The 21,166-nt window shown below is 40.1% G+C and carries 26 protein-coding genes; 18 read left to right on the top strand and 8 right to left on the bottom strand.

Annotation, left to right across the window (positions count from 1 at the left end; translation table 11 throughout):
• From V757_RS0112920 to V757_RS15750, 7 genes are all read right to left on the bottom strand, one after another.
• On the bottom strand, window positions 1–279 hold a 279-nt coding region (locus V757_RS0112920), incomplete at its 3' end, for a hypothetical protein (RefSeq protein WP_031273923.1).
• Between the two features lie 66 nt (window positions 280–345).
• Complete coding sequence (locus tag V757_RS15775; RefSeq protein ID WP_147628809.1) at window positions 346–909, bottom strand: hypothetical protein; 564 nt, start codon at window positions 907–909, stop codon at window positions 346–348.
• A gap of 74 nt (window positions 910–983) precedes the next feature.
• On the bottom strand, window positions 984–1,208 hold the full coding sequence (locus V757_RS15770) for a hypothetical protein (protein WP_023948778.1): 225 nt from the start codon (window positions 1,206–1,208) through the stop codon (window positions 984–986).
• Window positions 1,209–1,297: 89 nt separating this feature from the next.
• On the bottom strand, window positions 1,298–2,293 hold the full coding sequence (locus tag V757_RS15765) for a hypothetical protein (protein ID WP_023948777.1): 996 nt from the start codon (window positions 2,291–2,293) through the stop codon (window positions 1,298–1,300).
• Window positions 2,294–3,334: 1,041 nt separating this feature from the next.
• Window positions 3,335–3,532 (bottom strand): hypothetical protein, encoded by a 198-nt coding sequence (locus V757_RS15760; protein ID WP_023948775.1) that lies wholly within the window; start codon window positions 3,530–3,532, stop codon window positions 3,335–3,337.
• A gap of 2 nt (window positions 3,533–3,534) precedes the next feature.
• Window positions 3,535–3,951 carry a hypothetical protein gene (locus tag V757_RS15755; protein ID WP_023948773.1) on the bottom strand — a complete coding sequence of 139 codons (417 nt, stop codon included), beginning with the start codon at window positions 3,949–3,951 and terminating at the stop codon, window positions 3,535–3,537.
• A 200-nt stretch (window positions 3,952–4,151) separates the two neighbouring features.
• Window positions 4,152–4,760, bottom strand: a complete 609-nt coding sequence (locus V757_RS15750; RefSeq protein ID WP_023948771.1) for a tape measure protein — start codon at window positions 4,758–4,760, stop codon at window positions 4,152–4,154.
• Window positions 4,761–5,453: 693 nt separating this feature from the next.
• On the opposite strand from V757_RS15750, the gene V757_RS15745 reads away from it, so the two are divergent.
• From V757_RS15745 to V757_RS15685, 17 genes are all read left to right on the top strand, one after another.
• Window positions 5,454–6,104, top strand: a complete 651-nt coding sequence (locus tag V757_RS15745; protein ID WP_023948770.1) for a hypothetical protein — start codon at window positions 5,454–5,456, stop codon at window positions 6,102–6,104.
• A 17-nt stretch (window positions 6,105–6,121) separates the two neighbouring features.
• A complete protein-coding gene (locus V757_RS15740; RefSeq protein WP_147628807.1) occupies window positions 6,122–6,637 on the top strand; it encodes a hypothetical protein in 516 nt (171 codons plus the stop codon).
• Window positions 6,637–8,091: a hypothetical protein gene (locus V757_RS15735; RefSeq protein ID WP_023948768.1), complete on the top strand. Its 1,455-nt coding sequence runs from the start codon at window positions 6,637–6,639 to the stop codon at window positions 8,089–8,091. Before V757_RS15740 ends, V757_RS15735 begins: the two co-directional genes overlap by 1 nt.
• Before the next feature lie 92 nt (window positions 8,092–8,183).
• On the top strand, window positions 8,184–8,411 hold the full coding sequence (locus V757_RS15730; RefSeq protein ID WP_031273920.1) for a hypothetical protein: 228 nt from the start codon (window positions 8,184–8,186) through the stop codon (window positions 8,409–8,411).
• A complete protein-coding gene (locus V757_RS15725) occupies window positions 8,411–9,832 on the top strand; it encodes a Tad domain-containing protein (RefSeq protein ID WP_023948766.1) in 1,422 nt (473 codons plus the stop codon). Before V757_RS15730 ends, V757_RS15725 begins: the two co-directional genes overlap by 1 nt.
• Complete coding sequence (locus V757_RS15720; RefSeq protein WP_023948764.1) at window positions 9,819–10,556, top strand: hypothetical protein; 738 nt, start codon at window positions 9,819–9,821, stop codon at window positions 10,554–10,556. Before V757_RS15725 ends, V757_RS15720 begins: the two co-directional genes overlap by 14 nt.
• Window positions 10,553–11,266: a hypothetical protein gene (locus tag V757_RS15715; RefSeq protein WP_023948762.1), complete on the top strand. Its 714-nt coding sequence runs from the start codon at window positions 10,553–10,555 to the stop codon at window positions 11,264–11,266. Before V757_RS15720 ends, V757_RS15715 begins: the two co-directional genes overlap by 4 nt.
• Before the next feature lie 26 nt (window positions 11,267–11,292).
• Window positions 11,293–11,661 (top strand): SAF domain-containing protein, encoded by a 369-nt coding sequence (locus tag V757_RS29030; protein WP_052019163.1) that lies wholly within the window; start codon window positions 11,293–11,295, stop codon window positions 11,659–11,661.
• Complete coding sequence (gene cpaB, locus V757_RS29025) at window positions 11,609–12,268, top strand: Flp pilus assembly protein CpaB (RefSeq protein ID WP_315970362.1); 660 nt, start codon at window positions 11,609–11,611, stop codon at window positions 12,266–12,268. Before V757_RS29030 ends, cpaB begins: the two co-directional genes overlap by 53 nt.
• A 96-nt stretch (window positions 12,269–12,364) precedes the next feature.
• A complete protein-coding gene (locus tag V757_RS27260; RefSeq protein ID WP_052019159.1) occupies window positions 12,365–12,670 on the top strand; it encodes a pilus assembly protein N-terminal domain-containing protein in 306 nt (101 codons plus the stop codon).
• An 80-nt stretch (window positions 12,671–12,750) separates the two neighbouring features.
• On the top strand, window positions 12,751–13,761 hold the full coding sequence (locus V757_RS15705; RefSeq protein ID WP_052019157.1) for a type II and III secretion system protein family protein: 1,011 nt from the start codon (window positions 12,751–12,753) through the stop codon (window positions 13,759–13,761).
• A 12-nt stretch (window positions 13,762–13,773) separates the two neighbouring features.
• Window positions 13,774–14,805: an ATPase, T2SS/T4P/T4SS family gene (locus V757_RS29505; RefSeq protein WP_261796378.1), complete on the top strand. Its 1,032-nt coding sequence runs from the start codon at window positions 13,774–13,776 to the stop codon at window positions 14,803–14,805.
• On the top strand, window positions 14,741–15,427 hold the full coding sequence (locus tag V757_RS29500) for a TadA family conjugal transfer-associated ATPase (RefSeq protein WP_261796377.1): 687 nt from the start codon (window positions 14,741–14,743) through the stop codon (window positions 15,425–15,427). Before V757_RS29505 ends, V757_RS29500 begins: the two co-directional genes overlap by 65 nt.
• A 60-nt stretch (window positions 15,428–15,487) precedes the next feature.
• On the top strand, window positions 15,488–16,324 hold the full coding sequence (locus V757_RS15695) for a type II secretion system F family protein (RefSeq protein WP_023948760.1): 837 nt from the start codon (window positions 15,488–15,490) through the stop codon (window positions 16,322–16,324).
• 31 nt (window positions 16,325–16,355) lie between these two features.
• Entirely contained in the window at window positions 16,356–17,240 is an 885-nt protein-coding gene (locus V757_RS15690; protein ID WP_023948758.1) for a type II secretion system F family protein, read from the top strand.
• A 65-nt stretch (window positions 17,241–17,305) separates the two neighbouring features.
• On the top strand, window positions 17,306–17,686 hold the full coding sequence (locus V757_RS27255) for a DUF192 domain-containing protein (protein ID WP_023948756.1): 381 nt from the start codon (window positions 17,306–17,308) through the stop codon (window positions 17,684–17,686).
• A 198-nt stretch (window positions 17,687–17,884) separates the two neighbouring features.
• Window positions 17,885–19,681 (top strand): acyl-CoA dehydrogenase, encoded by a 1,797-nt coding sequence (locus tag V757_RS15685; protein WP_023948754.1) that lies wholly within the window; start codon window positions 17,885–17,887, stop codon window positions 19,679–19,681.
• A 252-nt stretch (window positions 19,682–19,933) separates the two neighbouring features.
• Here the strand turns inward: V757_RS15685 and V757_RS15680 are convergent, their stop codons facing one another.
• A complete protein-coding gene (locus tag V757_RS15680; RefSeq protein WP_023948752.1) occupies window positions 19,934–20,191 on the bottom strand; it encodes a hypothetical protein in 258 nt (85 codons plus the stop codon).
• Between the two features lie 442 nt (window positions 20,192–20,633).
• On the opposite strand from V757_RS15680, the gene rplS reads away from it, so the two are divergent.
• Window positions 20,634–21,008, top strand: a complete 375-nt coding sequence (gene rplS / locus V757_RS15675) for a 50S ribosomal protein L19 (protein ID WP_023948751.1) — start codon at window positions 20,634–20,636, stop codon at window positions 21,006–21,008.
• Window positions 21,009–21,166 lie beyond the last annotated feature (158 nt).

Here is a 21,166-nt window from a genome sequence, read left to right as displayed (position 1 = left end):
GAAATTCCGTATGTGTAACTTCACAATATCAATAACGGGTGCCGCTGGATAGTCGTTAGGGTCATCAAACACAGCGGTATTGACCCACAGCCACCCAAACACAGGAGCGTCCCCTGGTACGGTGGCATAGTTAATCATTGAGGTGACGTTGTCGTCTGGCAGATATCGCCATGGGCTTGGCGACCTTGATGCGGTCGTATATGCCAGTAGTTGCATATTGTATGAGCGCTTATACTCCCTATCTTGAGTGGGCTGTTGGGTTAAACTATTTGTGGGCATAATGTACTCCTAGTAAAGAACTGAATGGGGGATAAAAAACCTCAGAATTCTGAGGTTTTATTATGGTTAAGCTTGTGTTGGGCGTAAGATGGCACGCCATTCGGGTGTGCTTTGTAGCCACCCCCGACGCTCTAGGTCGTCGTGCAAGACGCCTAGTAGGCGTTCGTAATCGTCACCGAAACCATCGGGAAACTCTTTCTCGGCAATGCCATCAAGGGCGTAACTGCCGCCTGTCCAGCCACCCATCTGCCCCGTAAGGGCAGGGAAGAGTTGAGGTAACAATTTGATGAGGACGTAATTCATGAACAGACGGCAACGGACGTATTGCCCAAAAAATTCCTCAAAGCGTATGCCACTGTCCTCTGTGGTAACGTCCAACAGGGCTTGCCAATACTCATAAGCCCCATCCTCAGAGAATGCCTTGGCATCATGGATGCCATAACGATACGACTCTATATAGAGGCGGAATCCCTCCGCATAGCCGTCCTCTACTCCAAAGATGTATGGCAATTGCCCATTGAAAAACTCAGGTAAATCTAGGGCGGTGAGGATGGCATCCTCGAGGATAGGTAAGAGGTCAAGAATGTCCTCTTTCAGACCAACATAAAAATCTACGTCGTTGTCTGACATGTCCTCCCAGTCGTCCATTGGCACAAAGCCAACGGCAGGATAGATACTTGGAGCGAAATTTGGAGAGCCCATAATTATTTGCCCTCCATAACATCGAATAGGTGCTCTAGGTGCGATACCACTAGAGCAATAAATAACGCTAGTAGGCAAGTGGTTGCCGTACCCGTAAAATAAAACCCCATCGTGTGGGGTGTTGACAGGGTAAAGATAAAGCCAGCGGCTACCGTGCCTAAAAAAGTCAATAAGGTGAACGCTGCATTAGCAACGCCTGGGTTTTGAATTAATCGGTTATATTTCATTATTTCCTCTCTAATATGTTGATTGGTTAGATTATGTGATAGGTCACGTTTATATGTGATATCACGGTTAAAAATAAAAACTAGAATTTCTAGTTTTCGACTTGGGTTGGCAACGGTGACACCTTGGGTAGGCGCCTTCTCTCTTTGCGTGGCTTACTATAGGTCTCTAACTGCTCGTTCTCGCCAAAGCTTTCATATGCCCACTTCGGCACGCCTGGGTAGAAGGTTATAGTACGTCTAGCTCCAGTAATCACCCATTTAGCAGGTCCTTCGTCCAATTTTGTTTTGGTCAGCACGATACCATACTGATATCCCTTATGCACCATTGTTAACAGTATCCGTTCGCCTACAGGTAATGATTTCAAATGGGAAACAATTCTATTCCTATCCATTTTAAACTGGCGGTTATAGCGTTTATGCTCCCGTAGGATAATGTACACTCCGTTGATGCGGTATTTATGCTCCGTCTTAGCGTCATAGATAATACGCTTGTTGAAATAGGTTATGCCATTGTGCGTAAAGTTAAATGTCGTATGGTGATACCTAAACGCAGCGATATAATAAGACGCTGAAACCGTATCCATGGGTGAGGGCAAGGTGATTAACTCCTCCCATGCACCTTTGCTTTGCACTGGTGACATACTTTCATGATGCTCCAACTCCTTAAGATAAGGGGATAATGGGTAAAACTCTTTTATCCAATTGGCTAAATCGCTCCAGCCAAAAGAAAAACTATATTGCTGAAACCAGTATTTGGTGTCATGCCATAATTTATAATAAGACGCCTTTGGTCGGTTCGCCCACTCAGATAAGGCTTTCAATCGCTTTTCAGGCACGCCCAAATAATAAGATGCCTTTTTAATCCCATAACGGGCTATTACCGTTCGTATTTTCGCGCGTGTCTGTGCATCCCACGCACAAAAACTATCCTCTGGGATTTCTTCAGCTAGCCGTTTTTGCACAACACTTAATTGTGTGTTCGTGCTATGGGCAATCTGTTCAGCTGTCCATCCATACTCACGCTGTAAGCGTTTTGTATTAGCGACGTAATCCCAGTACGTGTAGTTGTTTCGTTCGTTTTTCATGTAGTATTCCTTTTATATGTGATGTCAACACCAAAAATAAAAACTAGAGGTGTCTAGTTTTGGCAGGGTTATACCACAAAGTAGATTGAAGATTGTTTTAATCAAAAATTTGAGGTTGTGTCGAAATTATAGCAATTTCAAATATAGAAACCGATATATGTAAATTTAAAAAATTTTAAAAAACCAAAAGTTTGTTGGAAAAATAAAACACGGCGCGTCAAAAAAATTTTAAACGGAAAATTTTAAATATATCGATTTCTATATTTGAATAACTATAAATTTAAACATAAAGAAATATATATATAATAAAATCAATAAGTTATTTTTTGGACTAAAACCAAGGCAATCTTTTTCCAGTCACAAAGATGGCTTTCTACTGCCATTTTTGGCTCTAAAAACCCCCAATCTTTGGCAATTTTTGGCAGTAGCTATTCGACACTACCGTAAACCTCCAAAAAAACCACAACAAAAAGATTGTTCTGTTTGAAGAACGAACGTCAAACTGTTTTGTAGTTTTTTTCAAGGGTACTACAATTTTTTAGCGTGGTGTCGTTTTTTAAGGGCTTTTTACCCCTCATTTTGACACTTACAAACCCATGTTTTAACACTACTTACCATAAAAACGTTACTAGCAAAAAAAAAATCGACATTACTTAAAACAGTCTACATTGTCGTATATTAGCTTAAAAATGGCTATTTATTACTACAGTCTAGACTGAAGATTGTTCTACTACAAGAACAACCAAAAAACTAGAATTTCTAGTTTTTCAACCTATAGGTACACGTAGCCTGTTTACGAGCGTACCTGTGCCGCCTGTTGACAGTGCCAAACTTTTTGGCTCTGTCGTGGGCTACAAAAACAAATTGCCTTGCATCGTCCAGATGCAAGGCAATGCTAAAGGCTTAAGCGTGGAAACGAACGCTAGCTTAACCAGGCAGGAAAAAGAGCCTTCCAAAACTAGGCTTACAACATTCCCACGCTTAAACCTTTACGCAAGTATAGCAGACTAGAGGGGTTATGTCTAGTCTGCCTTTAACGCCTTAGCGTTTTATAATTGCTATGACGGTCATAACAATACTGGCAATAATGCCTACAGTACCAATGGTAAGCGTTGCGTAAAGCCACGCATCAGACCCGAAATTACTGCATTCACGGGCGGCAACCATGTAGCCCTTGACAATGATGACAAGGGCGCACCATAGCACCATTACTGGTGCTGTTAATAGGACGCCTAGCATGCTTACACCTCTACAAATCCAGCGTGCTTAAAGCTGGACACCTTTTTAACGGTGCCGTCAGGTTGAGTTTCCTCATAGCTTACACGCTCTGTAAAGGCATAGAGTGGTATAATGTCATAATACCAGAATCCGTTTAGGGCGTTTTCTAGGTATCGCATCAGATAGGGGGCGCCCCCTAGCATTACATATACTTTCTTAGGGAGAGGGCGTTCAGTCCTCATAGCCTCTTCCGTAATGTACATGTCCAAGAGCTTAACAATGTTATTAGCCCTTTCTTTAAGGGCTGTTTTCTCTGGTAAGATGTCAAAGGTTAGCAATTCTCTAACTCTAGAGCTTAACACCTCTGGTAAATCAATAACCCCCTCTGCGATTTGTTCAGAGGTTGCACGGTGTTGAGTTAAATTGATGATTGTTTTCATGGTCAAATTCCTTTTAAAAATGGTGGAAAACTAGAATTTCTAGTTTTTAATCTATAGATACACGTAGCCTGTTGACGAGCGTACGTGTGCCGCCTGTTGATAGGGGCGCCGAAAAAATTTCAGCGTGACAACAGGGCGGTGTGAACAAAAAGGGATACGGTTAACAATAACCGTATCCCTCTGAAGAGGATTGCTAAGATTTAGATACTCTTAGCTACCTCTTCAAATAGACGGGCTTGCAACTCTTGCAGTTGCTGTGCAGTGAGTTGTCCCTCACTGCCAGCCTTGTTTAGGAAGGCAGTTTTTAGACCTTTGCTATCGGCAATCATTTGCCATATAGCGAATGGTATATGCTCGTTCAGGCTGGCAATCATTGCCTGAACCTGTTCACGGGAAAGCTGGATTTCGCCTTTGACGGTTATCACACCGTCCGCTGTAGTTACTTCTTTTGAAGTAGCTAATTTAGCATCAGTAGCAGGCTTGATAGCCCCTTCCTGCTTGTTGGGGTTTACGGGCTGTTTCCAGCCCCGTTTTTTAGCTAGCGTACGGATATATTGCACGCTAGCCGTGCATCGGTCACGGATAAGCTTATCCGTGGTGTCATTACCCTTAAGCTGGGCGGCTTTTAAATAGGCGTCATTAAACGCCTTATTGAGTTGTTTCAGTGTCACATAATCTGTGACACTGACGAACGCCTGTATGGCGTCCTCTTGTAGCTGGGCTATTTTAGCCTCCGCGTTTAAGAGTGCAGTAGCGTATTTTTCTACTGCTTGGATTTTACTGCTTGCATCTAAAACTGTAATAGACATAATTTTTTTCCTTTAGGTTAAAAAACTAGAATTTCTAGTTTTTTTGTTTTCGGTTCGCTTTATATATAGGGGGCGGACCGTTTACCCCTTTGGTCATCAATTGACCATGTACATTATATAGGGGGTGTTGATAGGGCACCTTTGCTGGTTGTTAAGAGGGCGGGGGACCTCTGGACGGGCAGGCGCGCGGGGGGCAGGTACCTATAATATGGTACTACCTGAACCTGCTACCCATTTTTACCTCTCTGTTACATTTAATAACATCTACACCATATCTTGCATAACGACAACGACTTAGCTATAATAAAGACTTCAATCATTTGATCTCTCATTTGGATGGTTGATAAGTCCTTGCCTCGGGGTGGTTCCCTAGGCTAGCCACTAGTTAACGCTAGTGGCTTTTTTATTGTCTGCCATTACCCCCGCCCCCCCATCTGTCCCACCCTCTACCCCCCATTTTGGCTACTACCGTTCGCGATTATTTTTTGGTAAATTTTGGCTTTTTACAACATATCATTACCATATAAATAAACACATAAATAAACATATAAATAAACACATAAATAAACATACAAATAAACACATAAATAAACATACAAATACCATAGATATAACATACCCCATAAAGAGGTCGAGTAGTGGAGTAAATAGTGTCGCTATGATATCTGCAATACGTATTTAAAAAGGATTATCATGGCACAAACCAAACAAGCACCAACACCAGAAGCTAACACACCAGTGCAAGCAGATGCTACAGTGGCAGAACCAACAACGGCCAAAAAAGCTGTTCCAAGTCAGGTGAAGAAAGCACGTACAGTACGAGCGATGATACGTACCCAAGAAAAGGTGGACAGCACCCCACGAAAACCTAAACATATCTACACGCATGAGTACAAGGTAACCGTGGAAAAAGAGGTGGGTAATACATTATCAGAATTATCGGAAGCGTCTGGCTTTTCAGTGCGGCAGCTCACTCGCATTGCCTTATCGCATCTGATTAAAATCTATGCCCCTCACTATGGTCTTGAGAATTGGGCAGCGCCTGAAGTGCGCCTACCGCCACCTGTTTTATCACCTAATCAAACCCAAACGGTGGTGCAACCATATACACCACAACCTCAAGCACTACCACCTAATCAACCCTTACCTTGGACTCCTCCACAGCCAGCTAAATCGCCATATTCACGCCCAGACCCGTTTGGTAACCACATCGTTACCCCTTATACCATGCAACCCGATGTAACACCACCAACACCAATGTGGCAGATAGAGGATGCAGGGGCAGTGCCTTCCAATGGCATGCTCTATGGCATTCCTTATGAGGAAACTAAGTTTGGGGGTTAAGTATGAGCGAGTTTGATTTGCCCATTGATGCAACTTCCCCATCAAGTATGTTCCAGATGCCAGAGCCGTTATATTTGCCTATCCCTCAGGAGACGATTTATGAAGTGGCTTTTTCAATGGCGATGGCAGAACACGTCAGCGAAGATGACTTGGAAGGGTTTTTATTGCAGTTTGATATTACCCCTATACAGTTTGCCAATTTATCCTCCTCGCCCATTTACGCAAGGGCATTGGCTGAAGCTAAAGCATTCATTAAAGAAAACGGGGCTAATCGTGGCTTTAAGGTGCGTGCACGGTATTACGTTGAACGGTTAGTGGATGATATGTATAAGATGGCCAGGGATAAAGGTACCGACCCATCCTTACGTTTGAAAATGTTTGAGACATTGGCCAAGTATGCCGACGTGGATCCAAGTGCCGATAAGAAAGGTAAAGAGGGAGCCTCTGGTACGGTAATTAATATCAGCGTTGGGCAAGGCATCCGTGGCATTAGCGATATGCCCACCGTGGTCATCGATAATGGAGGGGCATAATGGAGCTATCCTATAAACCAACTCCAACTATCCTAAAGATGCATAACTCGACTAAACCCGATAAAGCCATTGCAGGACCTCCTGGTGGAGGAAAAACTGTTGGGGCATTATGGGAATGTATTTTTAGGGCGATGCGTCAGCCACCTGATGCCAACAACCGACGTAAGTTTCGAGTGGTTATTATTCGAGCGACGTACCCAAACTTAAAGCTTACAACGCTAAAGACCATTCGAGATTGGTTACCAAGAGAGCTGGGGGATATTACCTTAACACAGCCGATGGAAGGTACACTAACGTGGCAGCAGGCAGATGGGACATGGGTAGACTTCGAGCTTATTTTCTTAGCCGTGGAAGATGAGGCAGAGATTGACAAGATGCGCTCAATGGAGATGAGTGTCATATGGATAAACGAGGCGACGGAAGTAACACGAGATGTGTACGAGATGGCGCAGCAACGGGTAGGGCGATACCCTGCCGCTAAAGATGGCGCTATCTGTGCAGAGCCTGGTGTCATCATGGACTTTAACTTACCAGGGGTTGATCATTGGCTATACGATGTGACGGTGCGCAATGTGCCTGCCACGTTGGACTTTTTCATGCAACCACCTGCTGTTATTTGTACCAACTTTGAGAAAGCCGATGCGGGCGAAGAGCCTCCTCAGTTCGTGATGAATGATGAAGCAGAGAATTTAGACAATCTACCTGCAGGTTATTATGAGAAACAACTGGCCAATGCAAGCAGTTGGAACCGTATTAAATCATTCCTATTGATGAAGTGGGCATCATTTAATATCGGTAAGATAGTTTTTGATACGTTTAGCCGTACACTGCATGTAGCCTCTGTTTATACAGAGCCGTTACCTTTTACGCCTGTCTATGTTGGCATTGATACCTCAGGGCTTCATCCAGGGGCAGTATTTGCACAATTACAGATGGGTAGCTTAGTGATATTGGCCGAGGTGTACGGTGAAGATACGGCATTCTTGGAGTTTATTGATAAGGGACTAAAACCTATCATTGCTGAAAAGTTTGGCCAGCATCAGCTACTTGCTATCTGCGACCCTGCTAACCCTAGAGATGCCTTTACTGGCCAAACGCCTGTACAAGCCTTACAACGAGCAGGTATTAAAGCTATTACTGCTTATACGAATAAGTTTAAACCTCGTCGAGAAGCTGTGGCGGCGTTTTTAAATCGTCGGGCAGGGATGGCAATTGATAGACGGTGTGTTACACTTATTCAAGCTTTAGAAGAGAAGTATGTATTTAGAAAACTTCGTATCGCTTCTACAAGTGGCGCACAGTATGCCAATGAGCCAGAGAAAAACGCATGGTCTCATGTGGTCGATGCCTTACAATACTTATGTCTATATCTTCAGATGCCAAACGGCCCTGTAGAGAACCAGACAACAGGGGATAACTATAAAGGGCGTGTCCGACCTAGACGCTTACTGTAGCATATAATCCTATGACAAAGTGGGTAAAAATGTGGGTAAAAATTACTAGGTAGATTGTAGTAAATTAAGCTAGTAAATGCTATGCAAATACGATAGAGTATATTGTCATTGTGGCACTTGTAGCAGTTGCTGCTATTGGTGTTTATCAATTATTCGGTCAAGTTGTTCGTTCCCAAACTGCCGCCATGGCCAAGGAGTTGGCTGGAGAGGACGGTAGTTCTGAGTCTCAAAATGCACAGACGGCGGCACAAAACGCCTCCGCACAAACAGCGGCTAAATCGTTGAAAAGTTTTACAGGCAATGCGTCTGCTGGAAACTAATGATGTGCAACAAATACGGCATCCAATATCGTCAAGGTCAGGCACTTATACTAGGACTTAGTTTAATGAGTGTATTGATTCTAGCCTTGATTGGTCTTTACAGTAATGGACGCTTAATTGGCGAAAAATTAAGGCAAACTCATTCTGTGGATGCTGCGGCGTACTCTGGTGCGTTGATGCAAGCGAGAGCGTTAAATATGCAAGCCTATATCAATATTGCTCAGATTGGTCACCAGATGGCAATGGCTCATCTGGTGACATTAGGGTCTTGGGCTAAATTAGCTAGTACGGAGAACCGGTCCTTATCATCGGCAAATCCGCCAGTATGGGTAATCGCTACACATTTTGGTGCTAAACATGCAAAAGCTTATCAAGCAGCACAAAAGAGTTTTACTTTGTCCACAATAGCCCATCAGTATCAGCACTTACATCAGCAATTTATTAAGCATGATGAGATCGTTGAAAAAGTTTTATTGGCGAGTAGTTTATACATTCGCAAGACGATGGAGCAAAGCCGAAATCTGACAATTCAAAAAATTCTAGAAAGTAATTACCCAGAAAAACAGGTGATAGGAGACTTAAATAGCCTATCTATTGGGACAAGAGACAGTAGTCTGCCAGCTAAAAACACCTTGTCACTATTTATCAATGAAGCAAAAAAAGCTACTTCAGCTCAGACGCTAACGTGGTCTATAGATAATCAAGATGAGCAACAATTCACGCAACTGTTTAAACCTAAAGCAAATTATCGTTCACTTTTAGCGGATGTAGCTCAGGTATATGATTTTTTGAAACCTAGAAATAACACGAAAAAAAGTCTATTGCCTGTTAGCCATCGTTGCCCTCATTTGCGTCATGAATTACGGCGTAGAGGAGAAACCATTTTGAATGAGCAAGGTAATTGGCAATCTATGGATACGCAGTCATATCATGCCTTGAGATCAAATAAATGGATTGGTTGTTATTACCGAGAGTATCCCATGGGTTGGGGATGGGTGCCAGGACAGTCGGACTCCGTACCAGAAGGTATTGAATATAGTCAGGATCCTCCAGCTGATTTTTCTAAAGATGATTTTTGGCGGTGGGTTAAAAAAACGACTCAATGGGATATTTTTACCGGTGAAAACAACCCTTTAGCAAATTCTCGAGCAATTAGTGAGAGGCATCGCTGGAAAGGGGGAGGACTAGTTCCATATGTTGATATCGCTGATAGTAAAAATGAACAATTAGCCTTTGTTTTGACCCTAACTCAACCTAAAGTTCAGACACAAACATTAACCGTACAGTCTGCTGCTGAAACCTTTTTTGAGCGTCCTATATCAAGAAATGATGGTTATGTAGAGCGTGCAAATTTATGGCATCCCTATTGGCAAGCTCGTCTTATAAGTCTACCAGAGAGGAGATTTTATGAAAAACCTTAAGTGTTATTTAGGACAAGGCATAGCTGAATCATTAATAGTTTTCTTAGTACTGATTAGTTTGTTTTTTGCGATTTCTTGGCTAGGAAAACTATTGGATATTAGTTATCAACAAAGCAATGCTAGTCGATATGCTGCATTTCAACTCACTCGTCGTTTGGATCATATTGACAGCCAAGAAGTGCAAGACGAATACTTTTTGGGAGCAGCAAGGTATTGGTTAGATAGAAGGCAGCAACGAATTATTCAAGCAAATAATTTGTCTATTGATATTAATCGTCAAGAAAAACTATCGGCGAATATGCAGGTAGGTATGCAACATGAAAAAGCCTCTGTATTGCGTAAAGAGTGGGGAATTGAGGATAAAGGGATTGCTCATGTTAGTGTAACGACTAAACCTCACTATACACAGATTTCTAATGAGAAAACAGCATTGGGTATAGATATTGGTTTTTTTGATCGGCAGCAAATTTCGATGAAAAGGCATACATCAATATTGGTTGATGCGGAACATTCATCTAATGATAGTGAGGCTAATCAACGTGCAGGAATATCGGCTAGAGCATGGAAAGATGTTGCTCTAGAGTCTTATCAGTTAGGTCGACATATTCAGCGATATGCAGAAGGAGTTGATGAAGGATTTGCTAGAGCTAAACCTGTATTTGATTGGTTAAGACCGTGGGCTGGTTTAGTGCCAAAGCATCATTTAGAAAGGAGTAAAGAATGAGAGTTTTCTTTCTATTGCTAAGTGCTGTATTGATGCTGATGGATGCACAAGCACAGCCTAGAGAGATGAATGGTAATAATTCGCTTGTTCAACATACGACTTTGTCTGAACTTAAACAACAAGGAGAGCAATTATTTAATCAATTGCCACTTGAAAAAATACAGTTGTTACAGCAAGCGTATGTTTTCTCTTTGCCTCAAGTTGTCTGGACAATTGAAGGGAAAAGTGGTTTTGAGCAATTATTGAGTTTTTTTGAGTATGGTAAGCATCCGTTTACGTTTATCCATGTTTTCCCCGGTCAACTATTACTAGAAATTAATCAGACGCACTTCCATGGCGTGTTATGGATTAAACGATTGGTAGATCAGGCTTATTCAGGAACGTTTAGTGTGATGTCTTCATATTACAGAACATCAGGTTTACAGCCATTGTCATGGCTAGAACCTACAGCAAAATTACTGTTAGATATCGAAGTTGATAATCCTTCAGCGATGCGACAATGGATTTATGAATTGCCTTCACCACTATCACAAAGTGAGTCTTCTTTAGTTCAAGGACTAAAACGAACGGGCTGGCAGCAAACTCAGACAAACTATTCTTTAAACACTTGGCATAAAGAGGGGTATCAGATTTTTTATACCTTTCATCATCACCAGCAGAAAACATTATTACATCTAATGTTAAGTAATTTGTCGGTGAAGAACCCTTAGGTAAATAAGCGAATTTTGGAGTAATGATGAGAATTCAGTTTAAGCGTACAACCATTATCTTACTAGCGATTGCCCTTGGTGCTGGTATTATCGCTGCACTATCAACACAACAATATATACAGGAAAAAGTAGAAGAACTTGAAGCTAAATCAAAAGTCACTACTGTACAGAGAATAGTCGCTGCTTATGACTTACCACAGGGTACCAAAATAGAAGCAGCTCATATTGCTGTACGAGAGTATCCACAAGATTTAGTGATGAGTGATAGTTTGACACCAGAGCAATTTATTCAAATTGAAGGGCAAGTGCTAACAGCAACATTAAAAAAAGGAAGATCCTTTACTGTGGCTTCATATTACCAATCCAACTCAACAACCTTTTTCAGAAAAAATTAATGTTGGGCGTAGAGCGGTCACTATGCCAGTTGATAGTATCAATTCAGTGTCAGGTATGTTAGTTCCCGGCGATTTAATTGATTTATATGTGTCCTTTGAATATCGACAACGCCAAATTACAGCACCTTTATTACAAGGTGTATTAGTGATGGCAACCGGAAAGCAAAGTCGGCAAAGTGACACAGGTGAAGAAAATATTTATTCAACAGTAACCTTGGATACTGCTCCTGAAGAGGCAGCAAAGTTAGTGGCAGCTAGACAGTCAGGGCATATCACCGCCTTACTTAGAAATCCTCATGATAGTAAATCAGTGCAAAAAGGGATAAGAGGTGATTTAGCCACAATACTAGGCATAGCTAATCCAGTAGTTAAGCCAAAGAAAAAGACTAGTGTGATCTATGGGGATACAGACAATAAGAAATTGAATGCCCTGACAAGTCAAAAAGAGACTAGCGTTAATGATAATGAGATGAATAAAGATAAATCTATTATTGAGATACCAGGGCAGGAAGATATTGTGAGTGCATGGATTAATAGTTTACCTAAAAATAATCCTGTATCTGGCTTAACCGAAGAACCTCTTAATAGTGGCTTAGATCAGCCATAGCTTTATAAAAGGGAGCAGATACTGAGTAGTTCTGGATATTTACATGTCATAAATGAAAAACAAATGCTAGGTGATGCATTAGTTTAGGAGGAGAAAATGTTTTTTAAACAAATAGCTTGTGTATGGCTTATGTCTCTGGGAACAACAGTAAGTTATGCACAAGAGTCTATTTCCATGTTAGTGGGCGAAATTAAAGTACTCACCATAGAAAAGATTGCTCGGGTGGCGATTGGAGATAGTAAGGTGCTTAATGCAAGTACGGATGATGAAAAAGAGCTAATACTATTTGGTCGAGCAGAAGGTAAATCTACATTAGAAATATGGAATGAGAGTGGTGAGCGTAAGAGTTATACCGTAGATGTTAACTCAGCAAAAGATAATAAGACCTTATTAGAATATTAAAAAAATGCTTAATCGTATTCCTAATGTTAAGGCCACTATTGTAGGAGAAAAAATTATTGTGGAAGGCGATCGTTTGACTGATGCGGATAGAGAAAAAGTTACAAAAATTAGTAACACATTATCCGCAAATTGTTGATATGAGTAGTCAGGTAGGGTGGGATGAGATGGTGATGTTAGATGTGCAGATTTTAGAGTTACCTAGGCATTACCTACAAGAATTGGGCGTGAAATGGGGGAATGGTTCACAAGGAGGCTTTCAATTGGGAACATCTTTAGATGCAGGAGTCTCTTCGATTCTTAATAGGCCGGGTCAAGTTGGAATTGAGGCTCCCTTAGGTAAATTAGTTGGTTTTGCAAGTTTAAATGCGTTGCTGAGTTCATCTATACAGGCATTAGCGAGCCAAGGCAGTGCAGTTATTTTGGCTCAACCACAGTTAATGGCGCGTAGTGGGTCTACGGCAGATTTTTTAGCGGGGGGTGAAGTCCCTTACTCAATGGTTGATGCAAATGGGAATACTCAAACTGTTTTTAAACCTTATGGAGTGAGTTTATTTATTACACCAAGAATTGAGAAAAATGGCACGATCCGCTCAAAAATTCAGGTAGAAGTTAGCTCAGTTGATAGTTCTATTAGTTTAACCGGTGGTCCAGCGTTAAAAACACGCCGTACATCAACTGAGTTTAATGTGAAATCAGGGGAGCCTTTAGTCCTTTCAGGGTTTATTTCACGTGAGCAATTGCAAGGCATGGAACGTATGCCAGGAACGAGCGATATGCCTGTATTAGGCGAATTATTCAGATCACGTAAGTTCCAGCAAAATGAGACAGAACTAGTCATTATTGTTCGACCAGTTATTGTGTCATCGTCTAATCAATCATTGCAAACACGAGTGAATCGTAGCCGAGCTGTGATTAATAGCAGTTTTGAGGAAGCTCCTATATTGAATGTAGATATACAAGCGTCACCTGTTATCGAGAAGAAACCCGTGATTGAGTCTGTGGGGCAAAAATATCAATCATCCATAACGACTGAGGTAAAAAAACGCTTTCCAGTTAATATTCATAAACCATCATCATTTTCTAAACCATAAGGGTAACTTTTTATGAAAGTAGAACTCCTCTATGAAGACGGGCATAGCAGTATTGAATATATCGCTATTCCTTTTAAAGTAGGCAAAACTAAAGAAATGGATTTAGTGTTAAAAAGCTGGCGAGTTTCTAAGCATCATGCCACATTTATACAGAAAGAGGGTGATTATTATGTAGAAGATCATGGCTCTTTGTCAGGGACTTTGTTAAACGGTAATCGTATTGCTATAGGAGGTCCCTTAAAGCGACAAGATGAAATCATTATAGGACCTTGCTTGATTAAAATCTTAGAGATAGAAGAGCCAGAAAGTCCTGATGAGGATGTTCAGATTATTCCTCCTACTGATAGATTAAAAGAATTTATTCAGCCTCATTTTGTTGATGCTGAAAAAGTGATAAATGCTCAATATTTGCAACATCATCAACGGCTACATATAGCATTGCTTGAGGCATTAGAGTTACGTAAAAGGGATATAGCTACATTGAGTGATAGTGCATTAAGAGTGGATGCAGATAAATTATTAAGCCGAATTATTGAAGAAGATACTGAACTAGATGAGCAAATTGATAGACAAGTATTAAAGCAAATTATTCTGGATGAAGCTGTTGGTTTAGGGGCGTTAGAACCATTGCTTAAAGATCAATCAATCACAGAAATTATGGTGAATAAATTTGATGAGATTTATATTGAACGTGCTGGAAAGTTAATGCAAAGTCAAGCTACTTTTAGTAGTGAAAAAGCTGTTTTAAGCATTATTGAGCGTATTGTTTCACCAATAGGACGTCGAATTGATGAGAGTTCGCCAATGGTAGATGCGCGTTTAGCAGACGGTTCACGTGTTAATGCCATTATTCCTCCTATTGCATTGAAGGGGGCAAGTCTCACTATCCGAAAATTTACTCAGCACAGACCACAAATAGCAGAGTTAATTCAGTTAGGGGCACTAGATAACTGTATGGCAGAGTTTTTGCAATTATGTATTGAGCATAAAAAAAAATGTCATTGTTTCAGGAGGTACAGGATCTGGAAAGACAACATTACTTAACATACTCTCTCATTTTATACCTAGTCACGAACGTATTATTACGATTGAAGATGCTGCTGAATTGAGATTGAATCATCATCATCTGGTTAGTCTAGAGTCTAGACCAGCTAACAATGAAGGAAAAGGTATTGTCAGTATTCGCGACTTAGTCCGAAATGCTCTACGGATGCGTCCAGATAGGATTATTGTCGGGGAGTGTAGGGGAGCTGAGGCATTTGATATGTTGGGAGCAATGAATACGGGACACGAAGGATCGTTAACTACCTTGCATGCTAACTCCCCACGAGATGCTTTATCGCGTTTAGAGACCATGATTATGATGGCGGATATGGATTTACCACTCATAGCAATAAGAGAGCAAATTTCGAATAGTGTGCATTTTATTGTGCAGCAAGCGAGGTTGCCTTCTGGTAGGCGGGTTATCTCTTCAATTACTGAAATAGGAGGGATGGAAAGTGGTGTTATCAAAGCACAAGAAATATTTTCTTATGATAAATCCACTCAGCGATTTATTGGGAAAGGAATTCTACCAGCATGTTTTGAGCAATTAAGACAAGAAGGAAGTCTTCAATTATCCCCATCGCTGTTTACACAAACAAGCATGGCACCTGCAGGGTGTTAAGTAATAAAGCATTTGAGAATCAACGATAAGAAGATAAAAAATAAGATAGGAGGAGCAAAAATGATTATTTTATCTACAGCAATTTGTTTAAGTTTGGTATTTTTTCTGTTTTTAAAAGCATTTAATAAGGCCATTAGGGATTATGAGCAGCATTTTAAAGGAACAGCCAAATATGGTTTACAAGATATCTTTATTTTTATTGATCCACTACAGTTGTGGCTAGTCGTAGTACTGTTTGCTATAACAATTGGTTTGCTGACATGGATGTTTACTTTAAATATCTTTATTGCGATAGTCTGTGCCCTAATAAGTTTAATTTTACCGCCTATTTTTTTTCATCAATTAAAAAAAAGACGAATTAAGCGCTATGATGATCAGCTTCCAGATATGTTGTTATCACTTTCATCGGCTCTAAAGTCTGGTATCGGGATGCAAAGTGCGTTGAAGATATTGATTCAAGAGGCACCAGCACCATTATCACAAGAGTTTGGTTTGGCTCTTCATGAGCAACGATTAGGATTGAGTTTTGATGAAGCGATGGATAATTTACTCAGACGTATTCCGACAAATGCGAATCAAATGGTTATTTCTTCTCTAAAAGTAGCCTCACAGACAGGAGGTAATCTTTCTGAAGTACTTGAGCGAGTGGCGATGACACTGCGCTCTATTAAGCAAATTGAAGAAAAAATTCAGGCCTTAACGAGTCAGGGAAAAATGCAAGCCAACGTTATGATTGCATTACCTATTTTTTTACTATTGGTGCTAAATATAGGGCAAGAACAGGGGTTACATAGATTATTCACTAGTACGAGTGGTTTAGTGATGTTGGTTGTGGTGGTTATATTAGAAGTTTGTGGTTATTTGTTTATACGCAAGATTACTGCCATTGATATTTAGTTGTCGTACAAATTTTCTGAAAGGTGGGGCAATGATGTGGCTATTATTAAGTATGCTTTTAGCTGGTGTGTCATTATGTATTGGATTTTATTTGATGCTAAGTCCTGGGATTCAACAGCATGCTATACCTCTCGTTGTTTCTCCCTATTTTCAACGATATAGATGGTGTTGGCCATGGGTCAATAAATTTAGCCTTATTGCCTTACCTTTTTGTTCATGGAAATATCAAAAACGCCTGTCTTTATTATTGCAACAAGCTGGTCTGGAGGAAGAAATCTCGCTGCATGATATTGTGGGGTTACAAGTGCTATTTTCTCTGTGTGTGCCATTGTTTTTAGGATGGGTATTGGTAGGAGTTTTATCGCAGTGGTGGCTATTCATGTTTGTCATTTTATTGATAAGTTTAATCGGCGCATATTTACCGCTTATGCATTTGAAGAGGGTTTTACGTCAACGCCAACGATTGCTACTGAAAGATTTTCCTTTTTTGTTAGATATGACGACCTTATGTGTAGAATCTGGTATGAATTTGCACAGTGCGTTAATAGTCGCTACGCAGTCTTTGGTAACTGGTCCACTAAAACGTGAGTTAAGTCATGCATTAAATTTAATGAGGACAGGTAGTAATCGAGCTGATGCATTAAAAGAATTGGCGAAAAGAATGGGTTTAGCAGAAGTCAATCAATGGGTGGCTAGTATGACACAAGCGGAATCCTTGGGAATGAGTATCGGTCCAACATTAAGAGCACAATCAGAACAATTTAGACAAGAACGATTTTTTAGGGCAGAAAAAAAGGCGACCGAGGCGCCAGTAAAAATGTTATTTCCACTGGTTATTTTTATATTTCCTTGTACATTTATCGTTCTTATTCATTATGTAGTGACTTATGTATCGCGTATCGGTATGTTTGAATAAAGAGATTTTAGCCAGATTATTTAGTGCTGTGAACTGAGAAGATTAGTGGATAGCTAGGAATAAGTATGAAGGGGCATAAACCAAGTCAATTACGCTTAAGCATGGCGACATCATTCTGGTCCCGTTTAAAAGGCTTGATTGGTGTCAAGCACTTAGAACATGATGAGGGAATTTGTTTTCCCCAGTGTAAAGGCGTGCATACTTTTTTTATGCATATGCCTATTACTGTTATTTTTTGTGATAAAGAGGGCAAAATTATTCAGATTATTCCTCGGTTAAAACCTTGGTCATGGGCGTATTGTGCTCAGGCTAATATCGTGATTGAAATAGCACCTATAACAAACGAGTTAGATAATAATCCGCAAGACATAATCAATAGTCCATTTATGCAATCATTACAGATGAATATTTACGCGTTTTTTCATTGTCATTTAGTTATTAAATGAGAAAAGTTTTTTCATATCTAGTTAATGGTATTTAAACTACTGAATATGGTAATAACCCTAATAATTTATTGGTTCAGTATGAGAGTAAGTATTTTTTCTTATACTGTAGATGATAAGTTATTTATTGCAAACAAATCATGTATAAGGACACAAAGTCTTGTACAGCATATTTATTTTCGTATTGTTATAGGTGTAAAAATGAGCTTTAAAGCAGCATTAGACGATATTCAGTTTAATTTATTTGAAATGGGCTTGCTAAAACAGATTCAGGTTTTGCCAGGCTTTGAGGAGATAACGGATGATATCGTCCCTGCTGTTTTAGAGGAAAATGCTAAGTTTGTGGAAGAGCAATTAGCACCACTCAATAAAGTGGGCGATATGGAACATGCCCAGTGGTCTAATGGTGAGGTGAAGTCGCCAACAGGTTTTAAAGATGCTTTTAAAGCTTATACGGAAAGTGGCTGGCAAGCGTTGCAACATGAAGTTGAATATGGTGGGCAGGGTTTTCCTAAGTTGATTGCAGCGGCTACCTCTGAAAATTTGCATGCTGCTAATATGTCGTTTGGCTTATGCCCAATGCTGACAGATGGTTGTGTAGAAGCTATCCGTCAAGCGGGATCAGAACAACAAAAAAATCTATTTATTCCTCCCTTATTAGATGGTCGCTGGACTGGTACTATGAATTTAACGGAGCCTCAGGCAGGTTCTGATTTGGCGTTAGTAAATAGTAAAGCTATTAGACAGGAGGATGGAACTTACCGTCTTTTTGGTCAAAAAATATTTATTACTTATGGTGAACATGATATGTCTGAAAATATCATTCACTTGGTATTAGCCCGTACACCAGATGCACCAAAGGGAGTAAAGGGTATCTCATTATTTGTCGTGCCAAAATTCTTAGTGAATGAAGATGGTTCTTTAGGTAAACGGAATGATGTTTTTTGTACATCTATTGAGCATAAGCTAGGTATTCATGCTAGTCCTACAGCTGTACTTGTCTTTGGGGATAATAAAGGTGAGGTAGGAGAGGGTGCTGTTGCTTATTTAGTAGGTGAAGAGAATGCTGGTCTTTCTTATATGTTTATCATGATGAATGAGGCTAGATTTAATGTAGGAATTCAAGGTATTGCTGTATCTGAACGAGCATCCCAACAAGCTCTAGCCTATGCTAAAGAGCGTTTACAAGGAAGTTCTCTAGATAGACAAACAGACCGTCAAGCAGGTCCTGTGCCTATTATTCATCATCCAGATGTACAAAGAATGCTACAAACAATGCAATCACTGACACAAGGGGCGCGTGCTATTGCTCTGTATGCAGCGACAGCTCATGATTTATCAACACATCATACAGATGATACTGTTAGAGGTCATAATAAAAAAATCCAAGAATATTTAGTACCTATTGTGAAAGGTTTTTCGACAGAAATGTCTCTGGAAGTCACCTCATTGGGTGTGCAAGTGCATGGAGGCATGGGGTTTATTGAGGAAACTGGTGCTGCTCAGTATTATAGAGATGCACGTATTTTACCTATTTATGAGGGAACAACAGCGATTCAGGCAAATGATTTTATAGGCCGTAAAACTTTGAGAGATAATGGGGAAGTGGCTCTCTATTTTGTCGCTGAAATGAAGAAAACACGTGAGGAATTACAACAATCATCTGTTCAGCATGCTAAACAGATGGCAGACTATTTTTCTAATGCTATCACTGCGTATCAGTCTGCCATCGAAACTATTCTTGATTATGCAGTGCACGATCAGTTGCGTGAAGCTTATGCTGTGAGTGTACCTTTCTTAATGTTAGCAGGATATGTACATTCTGCTTGGCATTTTGCTAAGGCAGCACTGGTTAGTCAAGATAAAGGAACACCATTTAATAAGGAAAAACAACAGTTAGCCTTATTCTATATGACACAAGTCCTACCAAGAGTGACTGGTTTAAGCGAAACGATTAAAGCTAGTCGCTATGTGCCTCAGATGGTTATTAGAGACTAAAGAGTGGCTTATCAACGGGTACGTATTGGCAAATAAGTTTAGTTCGCGTCCTTAATACCCTCTATTAGAATTAGAGGGTATTAAGGTAGAGGTGATGCCAGAGCAGAGCTTGTATTAGCAAATATGATGCACTGGCATGCTATGCTGTTATGACTAGTGCAAGTATAAAAACAATAGCTAGCAATCAATGTTCAGACATTGTGGTATAACTGACGTATTCTCGTGCTCAACGATAAAGTTAATGTCTAGTGATTAATAGCCAGCTAAGGTACCGAAAAGACTAATGGAAGGAATAATACTAATCCACAATAACATCATAAGACCATTGCCTACATTAGAGGAGAGCGATTGGCTCATTTGACGTAAATCATGACGAAGTCCACGTGGCTGAACCTGTTCTGTATAGGTCCAGTCTTGGGCTAGTCGAGTAGAGTAGCTCTCACGATCACTTTTGATCAATCTGTATTGAGCATTCACAGGGGCTGAATTATTGTTATGGTTGGCTTTCATAGAAATTCCCTCTATAATAAGAAAACGGTAAAAACAACTCCGTAACGTACTATTCATATATGCAATGTATCTCATATGTACGAGAGGAGGACCATCTGCCAACAGTAATGCTCATTGTTGACAGATGGAAATCAGGACCCTAAACCTGATTATCAGAACTGTATGTTGCTGATGAATAATACTGTACATTTATACAGTATGTTTTGCAAGCTTTTTTTATGCTTTTTTAGGATTGTGGTTTTTTTACCTAAAAGTGTTGCCCTATCTAAAAATTAGCCATATTTTCTCTCTCATTAGGCTAGTTACTTGAATTAAAACTAGAATTCTTTTAAAATTATTGGCTTACCCATCCTCTGGCAACTACTGTATTTTGGGAAATACAGTGATAAGACTTGTCTTATCTCAATGTTAGGGTTGCGAATGATGGTCTTAAGGATAAGAAATGAATTTAATCCAAACTCTAGAGCAAGAAGAAATTGCTCGCTTAACAGGTGGAAAAGAAGTCGTTGACTTTGCTCCTGGTGATACTGTAGTAGTTAATGTAAACGTTGTTGAGGGTAACCGTAAACGCCAACAGGCTTATGAAGGTGTGGTTATTGCAAAACGTAATCGTGGTTTAAACTCTGCATTTATCGTGCGTAAAATTTCTTCAGGTGAAGCAGTAGAGCGTACATTCCAATTATACTCACCACAAATTGCTTCTATCGAAGTTAAACGTCGTGGTGCTGTACGTCGTGCAAAACTTTACTACTTACGTAATCGTTCTGGTAAAGCTGCTCGTATTAAAGAAAAATTATCTGCTCGTAAAGCTGATTAATTCTAGATAGAGTAGTTACTAAAAGGCATCTGCAAGTTATTGTAGATGCCTTTTTTGTCTTTGCTAGCCATCCTATAATTCAACTATAATAAAGAGAAAATATTTGTGGTTAAATTTTATATAAGAGGATTCTGTGGATAACAATATTAAATATGGTA

The organism is Pelistega indica (genome assembly GCF_000506865.1).
GTDB lineage: Bacteria > Pseudomonadota > Gammaproteobacteria > Burkholderiales > Burkholderiaceae_B > Taylorella > Taylorella indica.
Note: the sequence above shows the minus strand (reverse complement) of the source record. Positions and strands in the feature narration are given on the sequence as shown.

Coding starts and splice junctions, on each gene's coding strand:
- V757_RS15775 (WP_147628809.1), bottom strand. CDS start 909: ATGTCAGACAACGACGTAGATTTTTATGTTGGTCTGAAAGAGGACATT.
- V757_RS15770 (WP_023948778.1), bottom strand. CDS start 1,208: ATGAAATATAACCGATTAATTCAAAACCCAGGCGTTGCTAATGCAGCG.
- V757_RS15765 (WP_023948777.1), bottom strand. CDS start 2,293: ATGAAAAACGAACGAAACAACTACACGTACTGGGATTACGTCGCTAAT.
- V757_RS15760 (WP_023948775.1), bottom strand. CDS start 3,532: ATGCTAGGCGTCCTATTAACAGCACCAGTAATGGTGCTATGGTGCGCC.
- V757_RS15755 (WP_023948773.1), bottom strand. CDS start 3,951: ATGAAAACAATCATCAATTTAACTCAACACCGTGCAACCTCTGAACAA.
- V757_RS15750 (WP_023948771.1), bottom strand. CDS start 4,760: ATGTCTATTACAGTTTTAGATGCAAGCAGTAAAATCCAAGCAGTAGAA.
- V757_RS15745 (WP_023948770.1), top strand. CDS start 5,454: ATGGCACAAACCAAACAAGCACCAACACCAGAAGCTAACACACCAGTG.
- V757_RS15735 (WP_023948768.1), top strand. CDS start 6,637: ATGGAGCTATCCTATAAACCAACTCCAACTATCCTAAAGATGCATAAC.
- V757_RS15725 (WP_023948766.1), top strand. CDS start 8,411: ATGATGTGCAACAAATACGGCATCCAATATCGTCAAGGTCAGGCACTT.
- V757_RS15720 (WP_023948764.1), top strand. CDS start 9,819: ATGAAAAACCTTAAGTGTTATTTAGGACAAGGCATAGCTGAATCATTA.
- V757_RS15715 (WP_023948762.1), top strand. CDS start 10,553: ATGAGAGTTTTCTTTCTATTGCTAAGTGCTGTATTGATGCTGATGGAT.
- V757_RS29030 (WP_052019163.1), top strand. CDS start 11,293: ATGAGAATTCAGTTTAAGCGTACAACCATTATCTTACTAGCGATTGCC.
- V757_RS27260 (WP_052019159.1), top strand. CDS start 12,365: ATGTTTTTTAAACAAATAGCTTGTGTATGGCTTATGTCTCTGGGAACA.
- V757_RS15705 (WP_052019157.1), top strand. CDS start 12,751: ATGCGGATAGAGAAAAAGTTACAAAAATTAGTAACACATTATCCGCAA.
- V757_RS29505 (WP_261796378.1), top strand. CDS start 13,774: ATGAAAGTAGAACTCCTCTATGAAGACGGGCATAGCAGTATTGAATAT.
- V757_RS15695 (WP_023948760.1), top strand. CDS start 15,488: ATGATTATTTTATCTACAGCAATTTGTTTAAGTTTGGTATTTTTTCTG.
- V757_RS15690 (WP_023948758.1), top strand. CDS start 16,356: ATGATGTGGCTATTATTAAGTATGCTTTTAGCTGGTGTGTCATTATGT.
- V757_RS27255 (WP_023948756.1), top strand. CDS start 17,306: ATGAAGGGGCATAAACCAAGTCAATTACGCTTAAGCATGGCGACATCA.
- V757_RS15685 (WP_023948754.1), top strand. CDS start 17,885: ATGAGCTTTAAAGCAGCATTAGACGATATTCAGTTTAATTTATTTGAA.
- V757_RS15680 (WP_023948752.1), bottom strand. CDS start 20,191: ATGAAAGCCAACCATAACAATAATTCAGCCCCTGTGAATGCTCAATAC.
- rplS (WP_023948751.1), top strand. CDS start 20,634: ATGAATTTAATCCAAACTCTAGAGCAAGAAGAAATTGCTCGCTTAACA.